This is a genomic window from Myxacorys sp. (assembly GCF_059501405.1).
The window spans coordinates 1-20,576 of the sequence record NZ_JCACCM010000112.1; the positions used below are offsets into that span (position 1 = coordinate 1).

The 20,576-nt window shown below is 47.3% G+C and carries 31 protein-coding genes; 17 read left to right on the forward strand and 14 right to left on the reverse strand.

Going from position 1 to position 20,576, the window contains the following annotated elements; all coding sequences use genetic code 11:
• The 9 genes from AC5I6P_RS14545 to AC5I6P_RS14585 all read left to right on the forward strand — a co-directional run.
• On the forward strand, window positions 1–1,033 hold a 1,033-nt coding region (locus AC5I6P_RS14545), incomplete at its 5' end, for a hypothetical protein (RefSeq protein ID WP_495694491.1).
• Between the two features lie 2 nt (window positions 1,034–1,035).
• Window positions 1,036–1,314 carry a hypothetical protein gene (locus tag AC5I6P_RS14550; protein ID WP_495694492.1) on the forward strand — a complete coding sequence of 93 codons (279 nt, stop codon included), beginning with the start codon at window positions 1,036–1,038 and terminating at the stop codon, window positions 1,312–1,314.
• A 36-nt stretch (window positions 1,315–1,350) separates the two neighbouring features.
• Window positions 1,351–1,818, forward strand: coding sequence for a hypothetical protein (locus AC5I6P_RS14555; protein ID WP_495694493.1), 468 nt, complete (start codon window positions 1,351–1,353; stop codon window positions 1,816–1,818).
• 3 nt (window positions 1,819–1,821) lie between these two features.
• A complete protein-coding gene (locus AC5I6P_RS14560; protein ID WP_495694494.1) occupies window positions 1,822–2,304 on the forward strand; it encodes a hypothetical protein in 483 nt (160 codons plus the stop codon).
• The gene (locus AC5I6P_RS14565; protein ID WP_495694495.1) at window positions 2,301–3,467 is read left to right on the forward strand and encodes a hypothetical protein; all 1,167 of its coding nucleotides are present in this window, start codon (window positions 2,301–2,303) and stop codon (window positions 3,465–3,467) included. The genes AC5I6P_RS14560 and AC5I6P_RS14565 overlap by 4 nt, the downstream gene beginning before the upstream one ends.
• Window positions 3,468–3,470: 3 nt before the next feature.
• Window positions 3,471–4,115, forward strand: coding sequence for a hypothetical protein (locus tag AC5I6P_RS14570; protein WP_495694496.1), 645 nt, complete (start codon window positions 3,471–3,473; stop codon window positions 4,113–4,115).
• Between the two features lie 425 nt (window positions 4,116–4,540).
• Window positions 4,541–4,768: a hypothetical protein gene (locus tag AC5I6P_RS14575; protein WP_495694497.1), complete on the forward strand. Its 228-nt coding sequence runs from the start codon at window positions 4,541–4,543 to the stop codon at window positions 4,766–4,768.
• 133 nt (window positions 4,769–4,901) lie between these two features.
• Window positions 4,902–5,531, forward strand: a complete 630-nt coding sequence (locus AC5I6P_RS14580; protein ID WP_495694498.1) for a DNA methyltransferase — start codon at window positions 4,902–4,904, stop codon at window positions 5,529–5,531.
• The gene (locus AC5I6P_RS14585; RefSeq protein ID WP_495694499.1) at window positions 5,528–6,583 is read left to right on the forward strand and encodes a DNA methyltransferase; all 1,056 of its coding nucleotides are present in this window, start codon (window positions 5,528–5,530) and stop codon (window positions 6,581–6,583) included. Before AC5I6P_RS14580 ends, AC5I6P_RS14585 begins: the two co-directional genes overlap by 4 nt.
• 420 nt (window positions 6,584–7,003) lie before the next feature.
• Here the strand turns inward: AC5I6P_RS14585 and AC5I6P_RS14590 are convergent, their stop codons facing one another.
• Window positions 7,004–7,552, reverse strand: coding sequence for a TetR/AcrR family transcriptional regulator (locus AC5I6P_RS14590; protein WP_495694500.1), 549 nt, complete (start codon window positions 7,550–7,552; stop codon window positions 7,004–7,006).
• A gap of 83 nt (window positions 7,553–7,635) precedes the next feature.
• Between AC5I6P_RS14590 and AC5I6P_RS14595 the strand changes: the two genes are divergently transcribed.
• The 3 genes from AC5I6P_RS14595 to AC5I6P_RS14605 all read left to right on the forward strand — a co-directional run bounded on the left by AC5I6P_RS14595 (window position 7,636) and on the right by AC5I6P_RS14605 (window position 9,632).
• Entirely contained in the window at window positions 7,636–8,064 is a 429-nt protein-coding gene (locus AC5I6P_RS14595) for a DUF5367 domain-containing protein (RefSeq protein ID WP_495694501.1), read from the forward strand.
• A gap of 646 nt (window positions 8,065–8,710) precedes the next feature.
• Complete coding sequence (locus tag AC5I6P_RS14600) at window positions 8,711–9,055, forward strand: tetratricopeptide repeat protein (RefSeq protein ID WP_495694502.1); 345 nt, start codon at window positions 8,711–8,713, stop codon at window positions 9,053–9,055.
• Window positions 9,056–9,182: 127 nt separating this feature from the next.
• Window positions 9,183–9,632, forward strand: a complete 450-nt coding sequence (locus AC5I6P_RS14605) for a GFA family protein (protein ID WP_495694503.1) — start codon at window positions 9,183–9,185, stop codon at window positions 9,630–9,632.
• Window positions 9,633–9,836: 204 nt separating this feature from the next.
• Here the strand turns inward: AC5I6P_RS14605 and AC5I6P_RS14610 are convergent, their stop codons facing one another.
• Window positions 9,837–10,163 (reverse strand): winged helix-turn-helix transcriptional regulator, encoded by a 327-nt coding sequence (locus AC5I6P_RS14610; protein ID WP_495694504.1) that lies wholly within the window; start codon window positions 10,161–10,163, stop codon window positions 9,837–9,839.
• Window positions 10,164–10,280: 117 nt separating this feature from the next.
• On the opposite strand from AC5I6P_RS14610, the gene AC5I6P_RS14615 reads away from it, so the two are divergent.
• Window positions 10,281–10,730, forward strand: a complete 450-nt coding sequence (locus tag AC5I6P_RS14615; protein WP_495694505.1) for a hypothetical protein — start codon at window positions 10,281–10,283, stop codon at window positions 10,728–10,730.
• Window positions 10,731–10,797: 67 nt separating this feature from the next.
• On the opposite strand, the gene AC5I6P_RS14620 is transcribed toward AC5I6P_RS14615, so the two are convergent.
• Genes AC5I6P_RS14620 through AC5I6P_RS14670 form a run of 11 tightly spaced genes read right to left on the reverse strand, consistent with a single transcriptional unit; the run spans window position 10,798 to window position 17,447 of the window.
• Entirely contained in the window at window positions 10,798–11,325 is a 528-nt protein-coding gene (locus AC5I6P_RS14620) for a lysozyme (RefSeq protein WP_495694521.1), read from the reverse strand.
• Window positions 11,211–11,741 (reverse strand): hypothetical protein, encoded by a 531-nt coding sequence (locus AC5I6P_RS14625; RefSeq protein ID WP_495694506.1) that lies wholly within the window; start codon window positions 11,739–11,741, stop codon window positions 11,211–11,213. Before AC5I6P_RS14625 ends, AC5I6P_RS14620 begins: the two co-directional genes overlap by 115 nt.
• Window positions 11,714–12,097 (reverse strand): hypothetical protein, encoded by a 384-nt coding sequence (locus AC5I6P_RS14630; RefSeq protein WP_495694507.1) that lies wholly within the window; start codon window positions 12,095–12,097, stop codon window positions 11,714–11,716. Before AC5I6P_RS14630 ends, AC5I6P_RS14625 begins: the two co-directional genes overlap by 28 nt.
• 7 nt (window positions 12,098–12,104) lie before the next feature.
• Complete coding sequence (locus AC5I6P_RS14635) at window positions 12,105–13,580, reverse strand: M23 family metallopeptidase (RefSeq protein WP_495694508.1); 1,476 nt, start codon at window positions 13,578–13,580, stop codon at window positions 12,105–12,107.
• A complete protein-coding gene (locus tag AC5I6P_RS14640; protein ID WP_495694509.1) occupies window positions 13,555–14,037 on the reverse strand; it encodes a hypothetical protein in 483 nt (160 codons plus the stop codon). Before AC5I6P_RS14640 ends, AC5I6P_RS14635 begins: the two co-directional genes overlap by 26 nt.
• Window positions 14,034–14,351, reverse strand: coding sequence for a hypothetical protein (locus tag AC5I6P_RS14645; RefSeq protein ID WP_495694510.1), 318 nt, complete (start codon window positions 14,349–14,351; stop codon window positions 14,034–14,036). The genes AC5I6P_RS14640 and AC5I6P_RS14645 overlap by 4 nt, the downstream gene beginning before the upstream one ends.
• A gap of 4 nt (window positions 14,352–14,355) precedes the next feature.
• Window positions 14,356–15,705, reverse strand: a complete 1,350-nt coding sequence (locus tag AC5I6P_RS14650; protein WP_495694511.1) for a hypothetical protein — start codon at window positions 15,703–15,705, stop codon at window positions 14,356–14,358.
• Window positions 15,677–16,387, reverse strand: a complete 711-nt coding sequence (locus AC5I6P_RS14655) for a hypothetical protein (protein WP_495694512.1) — start codon at window positions 16,385–16,387, stop codon at window positions 15,677–15,679. The genes AC5I6P_RS14650 and AC5I6P_RS14655 overlap by 29 nt, the downstream gene beginning before the upstream one ends.
• Window positions 16,368–16,772 carry a hypothetical protein gene (locus AC5I6P_RS14660; RefSeq protein WP_495694513.1) on the reverse strand — a complete coding sequence of 135 codons (405 nt, stop codon included), beginning with the start codon at window positions 16,770–16,772 and terminating at the stop codon, window positions 16,368–16,370. The genes AC5I6P_RS14655 and AC5I6P_RS14660 overlap by 20 nt, the downstream gene beginning before the upstream one ends.
• Before the next feature lie 13 nt (window positions 16,773–16,785).
• The gene (locus AC5I6P_RS14665; protein ID WP_495694514.1) at window positions 16,786–16,983 is read right to left on the reverse strand and encodes a hypothetical protein; all 198 of its coding nucleotides are present in this window, start codon (window positions 16,981–16,983) and stop codon (window positions 16,786–16,788) included.
• Window positions 16,984–17,000: 17 nt separating this feature from the next.
• Window positions 17,001–17,447: a hypothetical protein gene (locus tag AC5I6P_RS14670; RefSeq protein WP_495694515.1), complete on the reverse strand. Its 447-nt coding sequence runs from the start codon at window positions 17,445–17,447 to the stop codon at window positions 17,001–17,003.
• A gap of 398 nt (window positions 17,448–17,845) precedes the next feature.
• Between AC5I6P_RS14670 and AC5I6P_RS14675 the strand changes: the two genes are divergently transcribed.
• Genes AC5I6P_RS14675 through AC5I6P_RS14685 form a run of 3 tightly spaced genes read left to right on the forward strand, consistent with a single transcriptional unit; the run spans window position 17,846 to window position 18,858 of the window.
• Entirely contained in the window at window positions 17,846–18,151 is a 306-nt protein-coding gene (locus AC5I6P_RS14675; RefSeq protein WP_495694516.1) for a ribbon-helix-helix protein, CopG family, read from the forward strand.
• Between the two features lie 42 nt (window positions 18,152–18,193).
• Window positions 18,194–18,421, forward strand: coding sequence for a hypothetical protein (locus tag AC5I6P_RS14680; protein WP_495694517.1), 228 nt, complete (start codon window positions 18,194–18,196; stop codon window positions 18,419–18,421).
• 5 nt (window positions 18,422–18,426) lie between these two features.
• Window positions 18,427–18,858: a hypothetical protein gene (locus AC5I6P_RS14685; RefSeq protein ID WP_495694518.1), complete on the forward strand. Its 432-nt coding sequence runs from the start codon at window positions 18,427–18,429 to the stop codon at window positions 18,856–18,858.
• Between the two features lie 72 nt (window positions 18,859–18,930).
• Here AC5I6P_RS14685 and AC5I6P_RS14690 read toward each other — a convergent pair whose 3' ends face one another.
• Window positions 18,931–19,131, reverse strand: coding sequence for a hypothetical protein (locus tag AC5I6P_RS14690; protein ID WP_495694519.1), 201 nt, complete (start codon window positions 19,129–19,131; stop codon window positions 18,931–18,933).
• Between the two features lie 134 nt (window positions 19,132–19,265).
• On the opposite strand from AC5I6P_RS14690, the gene AC5I6P_RS14695 reads away from it, so the two are divergent.
• Window positions 19,266–20,246, forward strand: a complete 981-nt coding sequence (locus AC5I6P_RS14695) for a hypothetical protein (protein ID WP_495694520.1) — start codon at window positions 19,266–19,268, stop codon at window positions 20,244–20,246.
• The last annotated feature ends 330 nt before the right edge of the window (window positions 20,247–20,576 follow it).

Genomic DNA, 20,576 nt, shown 5'->3' on the forward strand with positions numbered 1-20,576 from the left:
ACTGAACCCTTCTCTAGATCTGGAGATTGACAAGGCCACGATTAATAATTTGGGTGGCGATCGCTGGATTGCTTCTTGGTTAGTCCTGAAAGATGAAATGGTGGTCGACTGCGTGGTGAAGACCAACAGCGGCGGCTGGACACTGAAAGAGCTGCACCCAAATGCTGACTTGCGATCGCTCTTCTACACAGCGTATGAATCAGGGTATACACCAAGCCGAACCTCACCGAACGTGAGAAATCTAGGGTTTGGGATGTGGACCACGAATAGCAATGAGTTAGAGACTTCAGAGCCAATCATTTCAAACATTGCAATCACGAATAGAACGGGTTTGCATGGTTACTGGTATCGAGAACAATTACAGAGTGAAGAATACAACATAAAACGCAGAATCGAACCGAAACGCGAACAGATTGAAGCCAGTGGGAAGACCTATGTGCTACCAGAGCGGGCAGAAATATTGTCGACGGTTTCTGATAATACTGGGGACCGATACACCTTCAACGTTCAGGAGTCGGGCGCTTATTTAGTCAATTCAGACCTTTCTCAGTCTTATGGTTTTCGCCGCAATGTCACATCCCAATCAAACGATGCTGTTTATAACGATAGCGGTATTTATTTGTTTAATAAGTCTGCTGCGGATCTGCGGCTCGACTCACGACCCAATTTAGATTCCTCGATTTTTATCAGTTTCTCGTATGGTTTTTTCAACCCGAAAACAGCCAACTGGATTGGCGAGAAGCTTTATCGAATTCCTTTGTTAAGCAGTTCTGACGCTGAATCTGAAGGCGACAATTTTAATTTTGCCAGTGTCGCGGGTGTGCTGGATGCCAAATTTAAGAGCAGCCAACCCATTGCGATCGAAGAGGTGGAGTTTGGTGAAACGGACCCAGAGCAAACCCCAGAGAATGTTTTCGAGAGCGGGCAGAATGGCGTCAAACCGAAGCGCACATTTTCTGAAGTGGTGTATCCGCTCAAGCCAGGGACCGACCCAGAGCAAACACGAGTTTTGTCATCGTCCTACCATCCATAATTATGCCTAACCCACTGCAACTGATTCGTGAACAGCAAGCCATGAACCGCTTGGACTACGCCAAAAAGCAGCGATCGCAGCAAGAGAGCGACGATGCCCAGCAACAGCTCACGGGACGAATTTTGGGCGGCAATGCCGAACAAGGCGCAACAATGGTGCAGTTGGATGGCGGCGGGGTTGTGCCATGTCAGAGCGTCACGAGCGGCAACCTCAAAGCGGGATCTGCCGCGATCGTCACCCTCAACGGCTCGAAAGCGTGGGTCGATGGGATGCCCAATTAAGGTGGGAACTGTCGATTAGATTCGACGGGAAGCCCTATGCCTCAAGGATTCATTAAGCAAGTCGGCAGCCGCAAAACGCTGGCCTATCCTGCAATCGATGAGATTGCGGGCTTATCTGATGCGTTAGAAGATGCCCAATCAGCCGAGAGTGATGCTGCCATTCTGATTGGCCAGCCGCTCTACTTAAAACTCAATGGACATCTAGCCCTCGCTCAAGCAAACTCACAGGCCACAAGCCGATTATGTGGGCTTGCGATCGCGGATGCTGGGGCAACCTTCAGCACCAGATATGTCAGCAGTGATGTGGTCGAGCGAGCCGATTGGACACCGATCACCGGTGCTCCATCGCTGAGTGTCGGCAGTTTCTATTATCTCAGTCCTGACATTGCAGGACATTTAACCACGATTGCTCCTACCGAGACAGGGCTACTTGTTGTGCCTGTGGGCATGGCAATTAGCGCTCAAAAGCTCTCAATCGATCCTTATTCCTCTACCCTCTTATAACTCATGGCAGCTCGCAGACCCCTTGTAATCATTAATGGACAGGTTCAACAGCTTCCAGCGGGTGACACGCTCAACGCATCGGTGAGTGAAGTGGATGTGGTCTCACTCACCAATACGAGTGGCGGTGCTGCTCCCATTGGCACTCCGGTTTACATCAGCGCATCGGGTAGCTTTTCACTCGCGAGAGCCAATGCGTCAGGAACGACCGAAGCGATCGGCCTAGTGCGTGATGCCAGCATTGCCAATGCGACGGCTGGAAATATTCAAACCGATGGGGTGCTGACGGCCACGACTGGCCAGTGGGATGCCATCACAGGGCAAACGGGTGGCCTAACGTTTGGCGCAGTTTATTTCCTCAGTGCAGCAACCGCAGGACGCTTGACTTCTACGGCTCCAGACACGAGCGGGCAGTATGTTTTGCGTGTGGGTAAAGCATTGTCTACGACTGACCTTGATATCAGCATCCTTGCACCGATTGGACTATGAATTTTCTCACGATCGTCAATGGTCTGATTCAACGCGTTGCTACGATCGCGATCAGTACTGGCAGTGCTGACGCCGATAAAATTGCTGCTACGAATGGCAATGGTCAGCTTGACAACTCGTTTATCAATTGGGCATCACCAGGTGCGATCGGTGCGACTACGGCGAGTACAGGAAGATTCACCACCCTGAATGGTGCTAACACCACCGATACAACGGCGTTTCTAGTCTCTCAGTTCAACGGATTAAGAACGCTGTCACTTGGCTCGACTGGAGTCACAACCAATACAAACCTCACGGTTTCGGCTGCGACTGCATCAGGCAGTTTGGGAGTGGGTGCGATCATCACTCAGGGCGGTATTTCTGCTGCAAAAGAACTCCGAGCGGGCGCAGGAATTTTCGGAGTGACGGCAACCATCACAGCAAGTGCAAGCGTTTCGGATATTCAACAATGGCGGGATACCTTGAACGGCATTGTTGCGTCTATCCATATCGATGGATCGTTCAAAAAGCTAAGGTCAGCAATAAGCTACAACGCGGCAGATGCGACAGGCACACTCGGCTTTTTCCTGGGCTATAACGGCGATTCATCGGACAATGGACTTGTTAAGTCGTTCAGAACGTTTTTGAGTCGTCCTGCAAGTGGTAGTGCGGTTCTGAGCCTCGATAGTTGGGCGGGCTTTGATGGTACAACGCCAACAGCAATCCCCTCTAGTTCTTGGGTTTCGCGATTGGCGTTCGCTGGAGCAAGTTTTGTCGGCATCAATACCAATACGCCAGGCGCTGCATTGCAGGTGTTTGGTGGATTGGCGGTTAGTTCCTCAAGTACAGCAGTAAGTGATCCGGGTGCGGGCAATCTCTCTATTGCTGGAACGCTCAAGATTGGTGGCGGTTCAACGATTAGCCGAACGCTGCTGGCTGTTTCTGCGGCTCTTGATACCGTTTCGATCAACCCTCAATCTAGTACGACTATTACTGTCACAGTGACTGGGGCAGCGGTCGGTGATCAGGTGAATGTTAATCCTAGTTCTGCCACGCCAAACACAAACATTGATGTTTACGGGTATGTTTCAGCAGCCAACACTGTGACCGTCGTGGCATATAACCGCCACACGACAACGGCACTGGCGTTTGTAGGCAACGTTAGAGTTTCAGTAGTGGGATAAAAAATGATTGAAATTATCGATCTGGGCAATGTGTTGGTTGATGGTGCAAACTTTGGTGCAGTAGCAGACGCGATCGCGAACAATCCCAAGCTTGCATCTCCTATTCAGACGGCTTTGCAGCAATGGTGGGAAGCAAAACAACAAGCATTTGAAGCCGAGAAAGCTGATATTGCAAGTAGGCAGCAGCAAGCGGTAGAAGCTGCGATTGCTAATGCTAAGGCTCAGAGCAATGTTGAGATGGCCGATTATAAAGCGCAAATTGCTGCTGCGATTGTTCAGAGCAATGCTGAAATAACTGATTATCAAACGCAAATTGCAACGCTAACTCAAGAGTTAGATTCCCTTAAAAATCCTCCCCTACCCGTTGAGAATTGGGCTGGGTTGGCAAGCGTGTTGATCAATTCCTCACTGCTGCTGAAAGTTCAGCAAGTGGGAACAGTTTCAGGAGCCGCAAACATGGGATATACCAGTTTGGGGTTTGTGCTGTTTGGCATTCGATCGTACGAACGGTTTGTTGCTACCGTAAAAGTGATCCGACTGGCATTGGCAGAAGTAGGGCAAGATTTCACGCCGGAAGAGTTAAGTTTACTCGATCGGGCGCTGGTTGAAAATGGATTCCCCTCACTGCAAATTGTCAATCAACCATAAGAAATTCAAATGGGGTGATGAGTGCGATCGCAGTCCTCGCCCATCATCACCGTTTAGAGATGTAATCCAAATTTAGTCCTGGACTAAAAACATCTTATTGAGAATAGCTAGAACCCTCACCCTGCAACGTTTCAACTTTGGACTACCCCACAATAACCCTGCTCAATCCGCAGAAGTTCAAGCCTAAACAACTCAATTAGGGGTCTGAAACCATTGATTTCTCGTTAAAGAATACTAGCCCAGCAAAACTTGGACTAAACTACATTCTCAATAAGCGAATGACAAGGGATGCTTATTAATAAAAGCGGCAATAGATTTTAATCTACAGTCGTAAGTTAATGTTTCTGCCTCAAACTGTTAATAATCGGTTTATCTAAGACAAACCTGCTAGAGTTTTTAGCACACCGATTGTTTTTCTAAGACAAATGCCAAGACCGAAAACAGGGCAAGGGAAAACCTTATATATTCCCCAAGACAAACTAGAGGCTGTTCAAGCAATTCTGGACGACGAAAGCAATCCAACGTCTAAGACAAACCTTGAGGACGCAATTTCATCCATTCTTAGAACAATCCCGCCGAACAAGCGGAGCTGGGCAGGGCGGCTATTCAATCGGCTAAAGGGTGCAATAGATGGCGTTAATTCTAGAGGCTAAATCGAGCAATTTCATGACTCAATTTTTAAGCTAGCAAGGCCCAGAGTGGAAAAAATAGTTCAGCGATCATACTGATATTTTTCAGCTACTAAGTGTCAAATCTTATACTAAAGATTTGACGGTGTGTACTGCCATGAGTCGGTTTAGCAACAATAGAAAGAACTACTTGTATTACGGAGACAATCTAGACAATCTACGTCGATTTGTTCCTGATGAATCTGTAGATCTTTGCTACATCGACCCACCATTCAACTCAAAGCGAACTTACAACCAGATTTATACAAATGTTGGCAAAGAAGACGCTGCCCAGGCTCAGGCATTTATTGATACTTGGATTTGGGACGACCTGGCAGAAAAGGGTTTCTCTGAAATTATGGAAAATTCGCTGGGGCTGTTCACCAGTCAAGCAATGGATCTCCTTGTTGGATTGGAGAAGGTTTTAAGAAGGGAGAGCCTGTTGGCATATTTAGTTAGCATGACGCTCAGAATTGCTGAAATTCATCGCGTTTTGAAGCCGACAGGTAGCTTTTATTTTCACTGCGATCCAACATCTAGCCATTACCTCAAGCTGATTCTAGATTCCATTTTCTGCCCACAAGGTGGCGACTTTAAGAGCGAGATCATTTGGCAAAGAGTTACAGGCAAAAGTAACGCCTCTAGAAGATTTCCACAAAATCATGATGTAATTTTTTGTATCATAAAAGCGATAACTATACGTGGAATAAAAATAGCCTTTATACTGCTTACGATCCAGAAAATTTGAGTTCAAAAACGGCTAGTAAATATCGCTATACGGATGCTTCTGGACGAATTTATCGCCTTGACAGTTTAATTAGCCCTAATCCAGATCGCCCAAACTTGATTTATGAGTTTTTAGGAGTAACAAAGGTTTGGCGTTGGACGAAAGAGCGTATGCAAGAAGCTTACGAATCTGGCTTAGTTATTCAAACAAAACCAGGCACCGTTCCTCAGTTAAAGCGTTACCTTGATGAGCAAGAAGGTATTTGTTTGGGTGATACATGGACAGATATTCCACCTCTCAACTCTCAAGCTAAAGAGCGGTTGGGGTATCCGACACAGAAACCAGAAGCTTTACTAGAACGCATCATCAAAGCCAGCAGCAACGAGGGAGACACCGTACTGGATGCCTATTGCGGATGTGGAACTACCGTTGCCGTTGCCCAAAAGCTGAACCGTAGATGGATTGGCATTGACATCACCTATCAGAGCATCAGCCTTATTTTGAAGCGACTCGAAGACACCCATAGCAGCACCGTTTTGAATGATGTGATTATTTCTGGTGTACCGCGAGATATCAACTCTGCTGAAGCTTTAGCCAACAGGAAAGACGATCGCCTGCGCAAAGAATTCGAGAAATGGGCAGTTCTCACCTATTCCAAGAATCGTGCCGCAATCAATCAGAAGAAGGGAGCAGATCAAGGCGTTGACGGTCGCGCCTTCTTCCCCGTCACTGATAAGGAGTTCGGCAGCATCATTTTTCAAGTCAAATCTGGCAAAGTGGACGCTAGAGATATTCGTGACTTAGCGGGCACAATGAGCCGCGAAAAAGCGGACTTGGGCATTTTTATCACGCTCAAGTCTCCTACGCAGCCCATGATTAAGGAGTCAAAATCCGCAGGACTATACCAGTACAAACTCTTCGATCGCGACATCCCCAAAATTCAAATCGTTACAGTCGAAGACATCTTGGAGAACAAAGCACATCTGAACGTGCCATTGGTTGCAGGCGTGCTGAAGTCGGCTCCGCGCAATACGGATGACAGCGGTGAACAGTTAGAACTTATAGCAGGTTGATGCATTTGGAACACTTCACTATGCACCCAGCGATCGTTCGGAGCTAGGCAGAGCCAATCGCCACATAAGCTCCGAACGATCGCATCATTGATTACTTCGTGAATAACGCCTTCTCTTTGGCTCTGCGATCGATCACTATCTCTGACTGGGAGCGTGGAGTGTGCAGTCCCAAATTGACGTTTATACAAACGATGAAGTCCTTGAGACTTATGATGAACTATTGAGCGAGCTTAAAGAGTGTCTTGGGTTGCCAGTGCTGGCTATCGAAGCAGAAAATCAGGTCGATATAATCAATATAGACGACTTATAACAAGCGGTTGCAGCGGATTCGCTTCGCTCACCGCTGAACCAAGCGTTAGCCTGCTTGAGTTCCCGGTGAGACAGTAACCGGAAGATTATCTGTAGATGCTTAGGTTGAAGCTACCGCAGCGTTTCCGTGAAAGCCTCGATGGTTTGGTGTCCACGTTGTGCATTTCCCGTAGTTAAGAAGTCTAAGATTGCGCCTTGAAATAAGTGGAATAGCAACAAAGCAGTCGTTTTCTCATTTGTGAGATCAAATAGAAAGTCTACCCATTTTTGGCTCTCTTGCTCAATGAACCGTTGGGTTTCCGAGTTACCTTGGATGGCACGTTGATTTAGCTCCATCGTCAATTTCAGCAAACCGTGCATGTCTGGTGAAGTCAAATGGCTCCACATTTCGAGTAAGGGTTCTGCTAGACCATCTGCTCCTGCAATCGACACGCTTTGAACTGACCATAGCTTTTCACGCAAGCGAGTCTCTAACAGACCAATGAGTTGTCGCTCCAATTCTTGTTTAGAACCAAAATGATAGACGAGCATTCGTCCGCTAGTGCCTATCCTCTTGGCGATCGTATTGATGCTCGAATCCAAAGCTCCTGTCTCGATTGCAGCAGCTAGACATTGCTCCAGAAGCTCTTGCTTCTTCTGGGGTTCAGTGGGTCGGCTCATGGGTTGACAGTTAACGTAACAGCTATTACAGTAATGATTAACGTAACGACTATTACGTTAACACCATTAAGCAGGACAAAACCATGAGTACAAAAGACAGAGTTGGTTTCATTGCACTCGGCTTGCTCATCTGGGCAGCAGGAACGTCGGTTTATCGCCTGACTGGTTCATCCTTCTTTGAGGGTTCTGCTACTGGGTATTGGCTTAATGTCGGTTTCACAGGCATCCTCTATGCCGTTGTTTCGCTGGGAGTGATGAAGTGGCGGAAGATTCAGCAGAAAGATTGGTTACAGGGTGCAATCTGTATTGCCTTGCCAGGGATGCTGGGCGAGATTCCAATTCTTGCTAGCTTTTCGGAACTGATGAGCAATATGCAACCTGAAACAGCAGGGCGATATGCAGCCTTTTTGTTTGGAGGCTACTCGACACTCATTGGCATGGCTTGGTTCATGTCTGCAAGAGCCAGTTCTCAGCCTGTTTCTGAAACACGGTTGGTAGGAACAGAGCAATAAAGAGCGATTTGCAGCGACGCAACCTAACAACCCCGACGCAGCGGACGGATGAAAGCCGCTGGTGCTGAGTTCAAGGTAATCTGCCGCCGCTGGTCGGGAACGTTATACGACTGACTGCGCAACAAACTTGTCTATCGATTGGGTGAAATAATTCCTTCGCTTGATTATCTGTCCTGCGCCATTTCTGAAGTGATAGCGCTAAGAGGAGTGGCAGTTGAGCCTTAGCTATCATGTATGGGGGAAGAGGAAGTTGGTTTGATTATGCCCTCGATATCGCATACAAAGCACTAATTCTGAGCTTCCAAAGATGACTGTACTTATTGCGGTTTGCCCACGGGTCTGCTTTGAAGGCGCGGTAGTTGCCGAAGTTATGAGCGCATCCGGGGCGGTTGGAATGGTGCAAGTCGCATAACGGAAACACTTGCCAAAGCGGAATCTCAAACCCTGGCAAGGGCAAGCTGTAGCCCCATAGAATCGGAATGAGTGAGAAGCCGAATAGGGATAGAGGGGTGATTGCAGAAGCGCTCAGGGAAAACAGCGCGATTCACTTCGCGAAGCTCCAAGGGATCGCATACACGATTGGAATGCCATAGAACGGATGGTGAGGCAATGATTTAACCTCAGTGTAGTGAGTTGAGTTTTGGCAATGGAACAATCAAATTTCGACCTAGGGTTAGCTGCGTTTAAAGCTCAGAACTATGCCGAGGCGTTCCAACTATTGGAACCGATCGCGCAATCGGGAAACGCTGAGGCTCAATGTGTGATCGCAAATCTGTTTCACTTGGGGCTAGGGATGCCCGTAAATCTAGGAGAAGCAATAAGGTGGTATCACCAATCAGCCGCCCAAGGCTACGGTGTGGCATCGAACAATCTAGGGTCGATTGTGCTTCGGGGTTATGCAGATGTTCCACCTGATCCAGTAGAAGCAGAACGCTTATTTAAACAAGCGAGAGAGCAAGGATTTGAACACACGCCTGTTGCTACTTCTTGAATAACGCGTTTTCCTGCTGCCTGCGATCCTTGGGACATTAAAGCTGATCAAGCTGTCTTTTGAGCTCTTCCAGTTCGCTGTCGATCGCAGATAATAAATACGACCAATTAGTTCAGGGCAATCAAGTATGACCGCTCCTTACACTGGAGGATGTCAGTGCGGACAAATTCGATACGAGATTCGGGCTGAACCTTTAACCCTTTATGCTTGTCACTGTAAAGAATGCCAAAAGCAATCTTCCAGTGCCTTTGGTATGTCAATGCCCGTTCCCCGCGATGCAGTTATAATTCTCCAAGGAAAGCCAAAAGAGTGGAAGCGAGTCTCCGACAGCGGACGCGAAGTGAGTTGCTTATTTTGTCAGGAGTGTGGAACACGATTATTCCATCAGCCCGCTCGAAACTCCAAAATTACCAACGTTAAGCCTGGAACATTGGATGATACAAGCTGGTTCAAGCCCGTTGGTAACCTGTGGACTCGAAGTGCTCAAACATGGGTCATCCTGAGTGAACAGATGCTGAACTACGAGGCACAACCGAGCGATTTTACCCAACTGTTTGAGCGATTTCAGATGGAGTAGTCTAAAAGAGTTCTGTTGAATTCTTACATATTTGTATGATGAGATCAGAAGTTGTGCTCAAATCGTGAGCTTAACAAACTGCTTGCACACCCACCGTTTCAAGGTTATTAGTTGAGTTCGAGAGGTTGTTATGGCAGGTGAAGCGGAACGTTAAACTTCTTAAGTCACTGGTGAAGATTGCCTTGAGGGGTGATCGGTAAGTGTTTATGTCGTTGTCTCATCCCCATACCAACGTGAAGCCAGATCACAGAGGTCGTAAAGCGGCTGAGATAACTCCTTCCCACGTTCAGTCAATTCATAAGAAACTTGTGGTGGAATCGTAGATTCGTAGCTACGGTGAATGATTCCAATTTCTTCTAGCATTCGCAACCGCTGTGTCAGGACTTTAGGTGAGATGCCATCGACCTTGCGTCTTAACTCACCAAAGCGCATAGTTCCATGGGTATCCAAAATCCATAATATGTACATCGTCCACTGCCCTGAAATTTGGTTGAGTAGTTTTTCAAGGGGAGCACATTCCGACTCTGCCATAGATGCTCCTAGTTTCTCGTGAGTTACGAAGTTACTAAAAGGTAACTACTTTACTTTAGTAATCAACGCATTTAATGTCTACATAGATTTCTAAGACATTCATCGGTAGGGGCAAAAATGAGAGGTCAGAGTTGGGGTATTGCTTTACTAATAGGGCTAATGTGCTTGATTCGGTTTAGTCTAAGTGCTGTTGGATATGCTGACCCACTGTGGTTGATGCAGCAACTTAGCATTTCAATCGATTCAAATATCCAAATGCCTTACATTATTCGTGTTTGGGCAATTAGAGATATTGTGCTTGCTGTAATTGTTGCTTTAGCTAATAGAGATAGCGTGAAAACACTTCTGCTAGCTTGTATTGCTATTGACACTACCGATATCATATCTGCACACCTGAGTGGTGCAGCAGGGTTGTTTAGTTCATCTGAAACTTGGTCACTAAAACTCACAGCTATTGCTGCACTTGTTCCAGAACTCATAGCATTGGTTTTACTTGCTATTCGCAAAACAGATGATCAAATTGATACTGAAAAGAAGCAGGTCAAAGGTTCAGAAACTGCTGCGTAGCAAAGCCTAACGTTCCCAATGCACCAGAACAAAGTCAAGCAATCTGTGAATTGCAAAGATTATGCCCTCACTTCTTAAATAACGCCTTCTCTTTGGCTCTGCGATCGACTAGACCCAGCAAGGGCTTCCCATCAGCATGAATCCAGCGATCGAACTCAGACGCTGCGCCGGACTTGTCGCCTGCATTCAGCTTTGACAATAGGGCAGACGATGCCAATGCGCCAGAGCCGAAATTATAGGCAAAGCTAGTGAGCGCTGTTTTCTGGTTGGCAGAGAGCGGCACTTTCACCAGTCGCGCAACTTCGTTTCCTGCTTTGCTGATGTGATGAGCCATCAGTTTCTTGGCATCCTCTTTTGTGATGCAGGGGTCTGATAGATTCACAGCCCGACCATCAGAGTAGGACGTTGCACCATAGCCGATCGTGGGAACTCCCACCGGATCTTTATAAGGGCATGATCTAAAGCCTTCCTCATCAGCAATTAATTTTGAGGCATCCGACTTCGTTGAAGCTTGGGTGCTATCCTTTCGCTCTGCCAGTGTTGGAACTGACGTGATAACAATGGCTGCAAGGATTCCGAAACAGAGATAGTCGATGCGAACAGCCATAAGCCCCCAATAGATAATGCTGCGGTGAGTGGATGCACAATTAAAACGGTTAGCAGAAAGCCGATTCGCAAGCGCCACAGATAGCCGTATCGATTGCAGTTCAGCCAGCTTGAGAATTTACTAACGCAGTAGTTGCCAACATGATGAGCGCAACCTTTGCTGTTAGAGTGACAGCGATCGCACAGCGGAAATAGTTGCCAACCTGGAATCTCAAACCCTGCGATCGGCAGTGTGAGCAGCAATCTAAACCCATAGAAAGCATGGTGAACCTCTACTGCTTTAGCGCCACACATGCAGCAGCGATTGCGAGTTAGCTGCTTTGTGCGTTTAGCGGTGTGTTTCCATTTCCGTTTGTGGTAGCGCGGATCAGCTTGGCTCATGACGGTGGCTGAAGCAATTGCCAAATATCAGGATGTGAATCGGGTGTAATTTCCGTGATGGCGCTCCTCAATGGACACCATTCAGGGATTCTCTTGCCATACTCGTATTCCTCTCCAATTTTCCGATAGCTGCCAAGGTAGAGCGGGCGCTGATCGTACATAAGCCCGCAGCGAAGCTCTCCCTCAGATGCGTGGGGGCACTGCCTACATGACTTAACTTTGTGGGGCAGAGTGTCCAGGCGCAAACGCAGCGCTTCCATGTCTTGCAACAGTTTCCAGATTTGATCACATAGCTCTGGGTCCGAGGAATAGCCGCGATCGTCTCCAAGTAGATAGCTTTCAATGTCGGCTTTTGCTTCTGACAAAATATCTGAAATCATATTTCTCCTATTTCACTTTGCTCTGAGCTACTACAGGTTGCGGTTCCTCACCAGTCATTGCCCACCAGACTACGCCACGTTGAGGCGCAACTCGTTTCCCGTTGATGGATTCTTGGATGTGGGCATGTGGACCGGAACCATGACCGCTATTCCCAACGGCTGCAATCACCGGACCTGCATCTATTACCTTTGTCTGCCCAGTCGATAGGGCACACTTCGACAGATGCAGATAATCAATCTTCCGACCTGGCATTGACTGCGGTTTGAGTGTGGCGACTAATCCCCCTCCCCCTGAGCCTTGCCAGCAGGTTAGCTCTACCTTTGTTCCAGGTTTACCGATCGCATAGAGTTGTTTGCCCATCGTGTGAGATGCCCCACGCGGATCAGCAAGGTCTACACCACCGTGATTACTGGAGCATCCAGAGCAGGGAGCGGAACGAGGACCATAAGCAGAAGTCACGACCCAGCCTGCAATCTCTTCATCCACCTTGGGTGTGCCCTGCAAATTGGGTGCCCAGACTGAATCAACGGTTTGTTTTACATCTGATGCCCCGTCGATCGTCCATTTGGCCGCTTTCGTTACCGTCTGGAGAACGACCGATAGGGGGCTGAAGTAAATCATTGCAACGAGAGCAGTAGCGGTTAAACACGCGCCATTCCACCACACTTCAGGATCAGGCAGCAGCGCGATCGCAGACTTGATATCACTACCCATCGAGGAGAACTGATCGACCTTGCCTAGCTTCTGCTCAATAAGGGCAAATCGTTCTTCTGCGGCAGTAGCTTGACTGATGCGCTCAAACTCCGCTTCTGCGGTGAGCAGTCCAGCTTCAAGGGTTAGATAGTCCGTTGCAATGGTTTGGGCCTCTTGATTAGCTTTCTGATAAGCGGTTGTGCAGGCTGCAACTTTTGCCTTTGCTCGCTCAACGTTGCCCTTCAACTCCTCAAGATTTGCTTCTAGCAACGCTAACTGTTCAGGTGTTTTGGTTGCCTTCTGCCCATTCTTCAGATTATCTTGCGCCTGTTTAAGGTCAGCTTCCCTTGCACGTAGTTGTTTAGAAGCATTTGCTAGTTTTGTACGTGCTGCTTCGTTGTTGAGAATCTTGATCTCATCTTCTAACTTTTTTACTTTGCGCTGTGCCCGTCCGTGTCGCTCAGTTTCTGTATCTACTGCGTCTTCTAATAGCTGTAGTTGAGAGGCTGTAAGAGTTGCAGCCTTAACATTGGCTAGGTTTGTTTCTGCGATCGCATAGGCAGATTCAGCCTTAGCCAGTTTCTCTACGGCAATGTCGAGAGATTCTTGCGCGGAAACTGCCTGCTCAGCCGCTCGGTCTGGTAGCTTGGCAGTCTTATAAGCCTTCTGTGCTGCCTCAAATTTCTGCTGTGCTTCCTTTACGGTGGCGCTTCGATCGGGTGTGGTTGCCCGATTAATGAGGCGAGCAACTGACACTAGACCATTAATCGTTTGCCCTGACTGAGCCATTCTGATTAAGGTTGTTAGGGTTGACGTGGAAGAACGTGCCAGGGGTCGAAGTGGTGTACCGCAGATCGCCTGTAATCGTCTTACAGAGCGGCATTCCTAGCGTTCTCAAATCTTTTTTCTTAGCGTTGCGAAAAACTTTAATCTTCTCTGTGGACAGATAGCCCTTGCCATTGCTCGGACTGGTGACACAATCACTCGTGTACTGAGCTAACATCTCGCCGTTAGCGATCCAAGGGTCTTTCCCGAAACGATCGATGCTCCATTTGTCTAGGGAATCTGCCGATTTATCTAGCCAGATTAACGAGCGTTGCCATCCCGCAGCCCCATTATCTTTAATCGCAGACAGCAGACTGTGGTTGAGCCTGAATGCTCCGTCTGCTGTTGCGATCGCTTGCAGGATGTAAGCACAGCCAATCATGATTAGCAGATGGCGCACTCTTAATCCTGGGATATTCATCGGGTGAAACTGTTGTTTTGAAACTGCCGCTTGTTTAGGTCTCCCGGTTGGGTGGGAGTGCCATAAAGAGAGTTTGCGCCCTCTTGTAACATGGGTTGATTCTCGGTAATGGTTGCACCGACTGCACGCCTTGCTCCGTTCCCGATAGAAGAAGCAAACTTTGAAATTGGGTTGCCCTCAATGGTGATTCCAAAGATCACTGACAGAAGAAGCGGGATACCAATGAACCAGTTTCTAAGGCTATCTCCCGGTCGGGTCACATCCAGCGATGTGTGATTCGAGATTAAGCCTAAGACACCCTTGCGATCGCTCATGCCGTTATTCCTCCCCCCACGGGTCTTTTGGTTCTGATACTGTTGATTGTTCTGATTCTGTTGATACTGCTGTTGTTGCTGGTCGTTGTTGTTTGCCATTTAATTTGTCTCTCTTTATGTTTGGCAAGTACGGCATTTCTACAATTTCATGCCCGTTGAGATTGGAGTAAACAAAGTAAGCTTCAGGCTTTGCCCTAACTGCCTCATATCCTTGCTGCAAAATCTGTTTGCCCGTGGACATGGGCAACACTGGAGAGCGACCGATCAACGCTTGCTCTAATGCCTGCATTGCTCCCAAGCCAAAGGGCACAATGATGCCAAATGATTTTTGATAGCCCGTGTTGAATCCGGCGTTTTGGACTTGGTGATCTTGACCAAATACCCATTCAGCACATTCATCCTCTCTGCCCATCAGTAAGATCGATTCCATCAGGGCTTGAAGTTCATCTACTGCATAGGGTGCAGGAGGTAAAGGGAATTGCTTCTCTGCTCGCGCTTCTGCAAACTCACGCGCTAAAACTTTGTCAAAGCGCTTAGCCAGTGCCAGCGTCGAGTTCCATTCATCGGCAATGATGATAATGCGATGTGGTTTGTAGGGCTTGTCTGTGGCCTCGGCTTCTGCCCGTTGGTTCTGCCGCTCTTGCATCCGTCGCTGTAACCAGCGCAACCGCTCAATTAAAGGGTTGATGGTGTGAGGTCTGGTGACATCGAGGTTGATAACTCTTGGTCTACCATCCGGGGCGGTTTCAAACTCTAGCCCTAAGCAGGGGGATGGCTTCGTAGTTGAGAGATAAAATTCTGCGGTCTGATCGCTGACTTTCCAAAGGTACTGCATCAGTCCAAGCAGTAGAGTTGTTTTGCCTGCTCCAGTTTCGGCAGGAATCAGCAAGTGACGCTTCTTGTGATTCCAAACTAGCTCGAACAGTTTTACAACAGACTCATTTATTTCAGCAGGGGTAGAGGTTGGCTCTACGGTTTTGGTTGATGTTGGCATAGTTTCATCCTTAACATCTGGTTCATCATCCGGCTCATCGTCTTCACTGTCCGGCTCATTGTCATTATCTTTGGGCTTAGCTTTGGACTTGGCTTTAGGTTCTGCATCAGGTTCAAGCTTTGGCTCTAACCCTTGGATAGCTTTATGCAGCGAAAGCATTGCGCCGCCGACTGCCAGAAGTGACAAGCCGTTACCTAAGATGCCGTCTTGAGGTTTCATCCATGCAATTTGCAAGTCACCTGACTGTTGATACAGATCAGTATTTACAGAAGCTTGGTATGAATTTGCCTGCTGTGAACTCGACAGAGCGAGCGCAGCACAAGCGACGGTGCTAATTGCCCAAGGAAGCCGCTCTAACATTTCCAATCCTCTTGCGCTCGGGAATCTTTTCCGTTTGTCCGGTGGCTGCTAAGCGATCGACCTTTCGCTTAGACAGATACAACTCAAGACTCTGAACTGTGGACGCTACTCCATTCACCACACCCGAATCACCAGCCTGAGCCGCAGGTAAATAGATTTGGGTAAGCCGTTGGGTTGCCTCATCCTTTGCTCCCAGTCCCTGCATTGCTGCCAGCATTGCATGAGCCTCGACATTGAATGCTAATGCTCTGGACGGACCGATCAACATGGTTCCATCTGGTGAAATGGACTCTGCAAGCTTGCGGTTTAAGTCTTGCAACTTCAACTCAACGCAGCTTGTAGGTGAGAGCTTGAAGCATGGGGCTGATTTGTTCGCCGTCTCCCTCGCCACATCAGCCTTAATTTGTTGGGCGCGATCGTACACCTGTTGTTGGAACATCAAGTTCAACTGGTCAGGCAAACTGAACTCACCTGATTGTGTGGCTGCGCGATCAGGTGTTGCTGCTCTCGCTGGATTGCTCGCTGAATCTTCAATCTGAGCAGGTTTGGAGAAATCGCGATACCAAATCACTGCACACAAACCAAGACCAACGCCAACAGGTATCCAGGTTGTGATCTTGATGCTTCCCGCTTGAGCAATTAGCGTCTGTTTCCAATCTGGCTTAACTTCCGATTCCGTCATCACGAACCTCGTTTTCAATTCGAGCCATTGTGAGAGAGTCGTTTTTCTGGGTGGCTTTTATCCACTGCTGAAATAACGCTTCACCGCGATTGATAGCGGTATTGCTGCCAGAACCAAACACAATTCCAACCAATCCAGCACTCACTAGCCAAACGGAAACAACTGGAAGATGAGTTGCTGCACTTGCTTGCTTAGCCGCTTCACTCGTGTAGGTTTGTAATCCACCCGGACTGAATTGGATGTCGCGATCAGGGCTGAACTTCTGAGTCTCATAGAACTCAATGGCGGCATTGCGGGTCAGGTTTTGTGAGATGCGATCGCTGACCACAAACGCGCCGCCGCAAATGGCTACTGATAGTCCATATCGAATGAGATTTTTTAACATTGCCTCGTCTCCTTTATTGCGTAACTCGCTTCACGCCTTGCCAGAAGGAGCCACCCACTCCAGCAAGTAAAACGGGTGAAAGGGTAACGGTGGCTCCGGCTGATAGCATCACCATCACGCCGAGCATCACACCCCACCCAAAACCGCTCATCATCGCGTCTAACATTTTCCGCTCGCCCTGCTTTCGGGCATTGATGCAGGTTTGCACCATCCAGAGCATTTGACCGTTTACGTCAGCCCGAAATTGAGCGGCGGCAAGGCTAAAGGGTCTTCGTCATCGCCCCCTTCAACCGTGTCGTAAACCTGCATTGCTGTCTCGGTCAAGCCTGCAATCTCAGTTGCGAGGGCATTGAGGTTTTGAGCCGAACGAGTTGCATACGCCACTGCGCCCGCTCTAGCAGCTTTGTCCGCGATCGTTACCATCTGCTTTTGAGTCGATTGGACGGCAGTTTTAGCCAGTCCTGAATGAGCTTTGGTGAGTTCCCCTTTTCCTTGAGGTTGGTCCTTGGAAGTTGGAGTTGTTAAATCAGTTGTGGATTGAAGGTGCGCGATCGCATCCTCCGACAAGTCGCCATTAGGGTCAACGCCCGCATTCTTAAGCCGCTTCTCGGCTTGGGCGGGCGTTATTTTGATGCCCCCCTGTTCTGCTTTCTCGATCAATTCTGCAAGCTGCATAAGCCTCCCTGAGATTTAGAACGTCTTTTCGTGTCAAGCCTCTCAGTCCCCGTGTTGTCTGCGCCCAAATGAGCGTCAGGAAAACTATTGTTTCGTCAGACGTGTAGCAACTTTTGCCAGAAGAGATCAAAACTTTCCGGCTCCAAGAGTAGAGCGTCTGATACGGCACACATTGCCCATACTCGCGCCTCAGTTCCAGAAGGAAACTGTCGCGATAGAACAAGTCAGCACCCAACACATCTGACGAGTTCAAAGGTTGTTCATAGGTTTTTGACATATGAAGATCCTCTGAAGAAGCTTTGAAAATTAAAATAGCATGAAACACACACTTGTGTGTCAAGTGTCCGCTCTATGTCAGATAATTCTGATTGAAGCTCCACCTCAAGGAATAGAATTTTATGGCTAATGATAAAAAGCAATTTGTAGAAGTAATGCCCCCAGCTAAAAGTGGAGAACCAATGAAGCGGGTTGATATCCGCCTTCCCCAATCGACGCTTGAGCGGATTGACGCCATCGCAGAGCGTAAAGGCGTCGATCGTGCTGCCATCCTGAGGCAAGCCGTCGATGAAGGTCTGCCTGCCATCCTTGAGCGTGAGTCGGCTGGCTTGGATTATGAGAACAAGCTTTTAGTGAATCAAAAATTAAAACTTAGCATCAAGCAACTTGAGGAAGGCTCAGGTGAGGCGCAGAAAAACGAAAGTTGATTGAAACTCTCCACTCCTGCCCACAACTTTAATGTCTAAGAAATGTCTAAAACCCTCAATATCATTGGCTTAATCCTCGGCTTTATAGGTGCTTTTCTTGCGTTTCTCGATAGCTGGCGCACTGGCTCACGATTTGACGAGAACAGCATTCTGGTTGGATACGGACCAAGCCTAAACACCGTTTTCTGGAACTGGTGCGGACGTGTTGGTTTTGCGCTCATTACGATCGGCTTTGTTCTTCAGCTCATCGCTGTCGCTATAGGTCAGTAGAAACAATGTCTAAGAAAGAACAATTTGACATGGCGCGTGAAATTATTAAGCATGAGGATAATCTCGTCAATAACAGAGTGACTTGGCTACTTGTTCTACAAGGGTTTCTCTTCACCGCTTTCGTAAACGGAATTGGGATGCTTGAGAAAGTTTCTGACTATACTCCTCAAAGGATTGTGGCTGGTCTGGTACTCGTCGGGCTTCTTGGAATTGTTACAAGCTTGATTGCGCGGAATACGATCCTCGTCGCTTACGATCACACTAACAAGGTGGAGAGTTGGTGGAACGAAAAGGCTGAAGATTCAATTCGAGACTATCCCCCTGTAAGAGGAATATATCCCACAGGAAGATGGTACAGGCTGCTCTCGACTTCAAAAATGCCCTACCTATTCGTTGCAGTCTGGACGCTCTTAATAGCGCTAGTTGTTTGTCCATAAAGGGTGCGATCACTTAGAAGTTCGCAAAGCGATCGTGCCCTCAGCAAATCAGTCACGCTGACCGATTTGCTATTACAGCAGCCCATCTGCTCTAAGCTTCTCTTCAACCGCTTTGCGAATATAGCCTTGGTGATCCGCAATCTGTCTTAACGCCGCATCCACATCTACCGGATACCGCGTTCCAACCACTTTGCTGCTTAGCGCCTGATCGCCGTACTTCGGAACCTGTTGAGCCTTAAACTCTGGGGTCTGAATCGGATTGCTGTTTGCCATATTTCTGCTGTATCGGTATAGCGATGTTAACAGGGAATTAGGTTATTCTTGAATCAGTAGATTTAAGGAGTTTGCTTACCCAAATTCTAGAGATCTGGTGTAAGTACTCTCAGCATCCAGTGTTAACAAAGGATATGAAAGAATCCGAGAAGGATATAGTTCAAAAAGCTATTAATCGAATTCAAGACGACAATTTTGATGAAGCTTATGTTCGCATCTTATTTATAACGCTGAGAGAATATTCGAGAGACAGCTATATATTCAAAGAAGTTGCAGACTTAATAGCCCACAATAAGGAACGCAATCAAGGCATCGTAAATGATGCGCTTGAAAATTTTTATTCTGCTATCAAATATTTTTTTGAATATACTGCACTGGGTTTAACTTTAGACTTTTCAAAACCTTTTCCCTTACACTTTAAAAAGCTTATGCATTATCAAGTAAGCAAATGCGATGAAAGTGTACTACAAACACAACATAAGGTCACGAAACATAAACTTGATAAACAGATACAAAATCTATTTAAGGAAAACAGGAAGGACAAAACTGCCTGCTTAAATGGAAAAATCAAGCCGCAAACCCATGAAGCAATTAAATTTGTTATGGGTGCGATCTACTGTATGCCTTCGTTTAGTCAGGAGGATATAATTAATCAAATTGTTGCAGTTCTGCATCAGAATTGTTTTGAGTTTGATGAAGCACAGTTCAGATCTAAGGAATCAAAAATAACTCTGTGCATTTTATTGCTATTTCACAAAACATCTTTCAAATTCAATAGTCACAAATTAGGTTATAGCAACATATCATGTGATAAACCTAGCATAGCCCACAATGTTCGCCTTGTTGATAGCAACGGCAATGAAGTGAGATACGAAGAAACGTTTGGTAATCTTCAGATTTCAGGAAATATTATTTTAGATACAGATGGAAAAGATTTGCAGTATCGCTATCCATTAATAAGCACCAATCTAAAGGTAGAAGATTGGTGTGATGAGACTTTATTCAGCATAGAACCGCTCAATCAAGATAATCCAGATTTTTTATGGAAGCGTGTCCATCTTGACTCAGACTTATTCTTAAACAACGACTTTAAGTTAAGCAGGAGAAGCCCTTAGTATTTGACCCTCCTTGAGGGTGGGATCGAACTGGATATCAAGGTCAATACCTGATTCAGCGTTGATTTTGTCGTCGATAAGGTCAACGATCGCGCGTCGTTGGCAGGATTGAGAGCAGTATTTCTGTTGACGCCCTAAAAGGATTTTGCTGCAGAACAGACAGTATCGCGATCTCTGTTTGACCCGCGATCGCGATACTTGTTCAGGTTCAGTCAAGCTGTCTGATTGTTGCGATCGCAATCACTCATCTGCTGAGGGCGCTGCAACTTTACTCAAAGTTGCAGCGCCCTCAGTGCACTACTGGATTTCGTGGATGTAGTTGTGGTTCGA

Coding starts and splice junctions, on each gene's coding strand:
- AC5I6P_RS14565 (WP_495694495.1), top strand. CDS start 2,301: ATGAATTTTCTCACGATCGTCAATGGTCTGATTCAACGCGTTGCTACG.
- AC5I6P_RS14590 (WP_495694500.1), bottom strand. CDS start 7,552: ATGAGCCGACCCACTGAACCCCAGAAGAAGCAAGAGCTTCTGGAGCAA.
- AC5I6P_RS14610 (WP_495694504.1), bottom strand. CDS start 10,163: ATGGCAGAGTCGGAATGTGCTCCCCTTGAAAAACTACTCAACCAAATT.
- AC5I6P_RS14570 (WP_495694496.1), top strand. CDS start 3,471: ATGATTGAAATTATCGATCTGGGCAATGTGTTGGTTGATGGTGCAAAC.
- AC5I6P_RS14660 (WP_495694513.1), bottom strand. CDS start 16,772: ATGTTAAAAAATCTCATTCGATATGGACTATCAGTAGCCATTTGCGGC.
- AC5I6P_RS14685 (WP_495694518.1), top strand. CDS start 18,427: ATGTCTAAGAAAGAACAATTTGACATGGCGCGTGAAATTATTAAGCAT.
- AC5I6P_RS14635 (WP_495694508.1), bottom strand. CDS start 13,580: ATGGCTCAGTCAGGGCAAACGATTAATGGTCTAGTGTCAGTTGCTCGC.
- AC5I6P_RS14670 (WP_495694515.1), bottom strand. CDS start 17,447: ATGCAGCTTGCAGAATTGATCGAGAAAGCAGAACAGGGGGGCATCAAA.
- AC5I6P_RS14680 (WP_495694517.1), top strand. CDS start 18,194: ATGTCTAAAACCCTCAATATCATTGGCTTAATCCTCGGCTTTATAGGT.
- AC5I6P_RS14605 (WP_495694503.1), top strand. CDS start 9,183: ATGACCGCTCCTTACACTGGAGGATGTCAGTGCGGACAAATTCGATAC.
- AC5I6P_RS14595 (WP_495694501.1), top strand. CDS start 7,636: ATGAGTACAAAAGACAGAGTTGGTTTCATTGCACTCGGCTTGCTCATC.
- AC5I6P_RS14640 (WP_495694509.1), bottom strand. CDS start 14,037: ATGAATATCCCAGGATTAAGAGTGCGCCATCTGCTAATCATGATTGGC.
- AC5I6P_RS14675 (WP_495694516.1), top strand. CDS start 17,846: ATGGCTAATGATAAAAAGCAATTTGTAGAAGTAATGCCCCCAGCTAAA.
- AC5I6P_RS14655 (WP_495694512.1), bottom strand. CDS start 16,387: ATGACGGAATCGGAAGTTAAGCCAGATTGGAAACAGACGCTAATTGCT.
- AC5I6P_RS14645 (WP_495694510.1), bottom strand. CDS start 14,351: ATGAGCGATCGCAAGGGTGTCTTAGGCTTAATCTCGAATCACACATCG.
- AC5I6P_RS14650 (WP_495694511.1), bottom strand. CDS start 15,705: ATGTTAGAGCGGCTTCCTTGGGCAATTAGCACCGTCGCTTGTGCTGCG.
- AC5I6P_RS14690 (WP_495694519.1), bottom strand. CDS start 19,131: ATGGCAAACAGCAATCCGATTCAGACCCCAGAGTTTAAGGCTCAACAG.
- AC5I6P_RS14695 (WP_495694520.1), top strand. CDS start 19,266: ATGAAAGAATCCGAGAAGGATATAGTTCAAAAAGCTATTAATCGAATT.
- AC5I6P_RS14665 (WP_495694514.1), bottom strand. CDS start 16,983: ATGGTGCAAACCTGCATCAATGCCCGAAAGCAGGGCGAGCGGAAAATG.
- AC5I6P_RS14580 (WP_495694498.1), top strand. CDS start 4,902: ATGAGTCGGTTTAGCAACAATAGAAAGAACTACTTGTATTACGGAGAC.
- AC5I6P_RS14575 (WP_495694497.1), top strand. CDS start 4,541: ATGCCAAGACCGAAAACAGGGCAAGGGAAAACCTTATATATTCCCCAA.
- AC5I6P_RS14600 (WP_495694502.1), top strand. CDS start 8,711: ATGGAACAATCAAATTTCGACCTAGGGTTAGCTGCGTTTAAAGCTCAG.
- AC5I6P_RS14615 (WP_495694505.1), top strand. CDS start 10,281: ATGAGAGGTCAGAGTTGGGGTATTGCTTTACTAATAGGGCTAATGTGC.
- AC5I6P_RS14630 (WP_495694507.1), bottom strand. CDS start 12,097: ATGATTTCAGATATTTTGTCAGAAGCAAAAGCCGACATTGAAAGCTAT.
- AC5I6P_RS14560 (WP_495694494.1), top strand. CDS start 1,822: ATGGCAGCTCGCAGACCCCTTGTAATCATTAATGGACAGGTTCAACAG.
- AC5I6P_RS14550 (WP_495694492.1), top strand. CDS start 1,036: ATGCCTAACCCACTGCAACTGATTCGTGAACAGCAAGCCATGAACCGC.
- AC5I6P_RS14555 (WP_495694493.1), top strand. CDS start 1,351: ATGCCTCAAGGATTCATTAAGCAAGTCGGCAGCCGCAAAACGCTGGCC.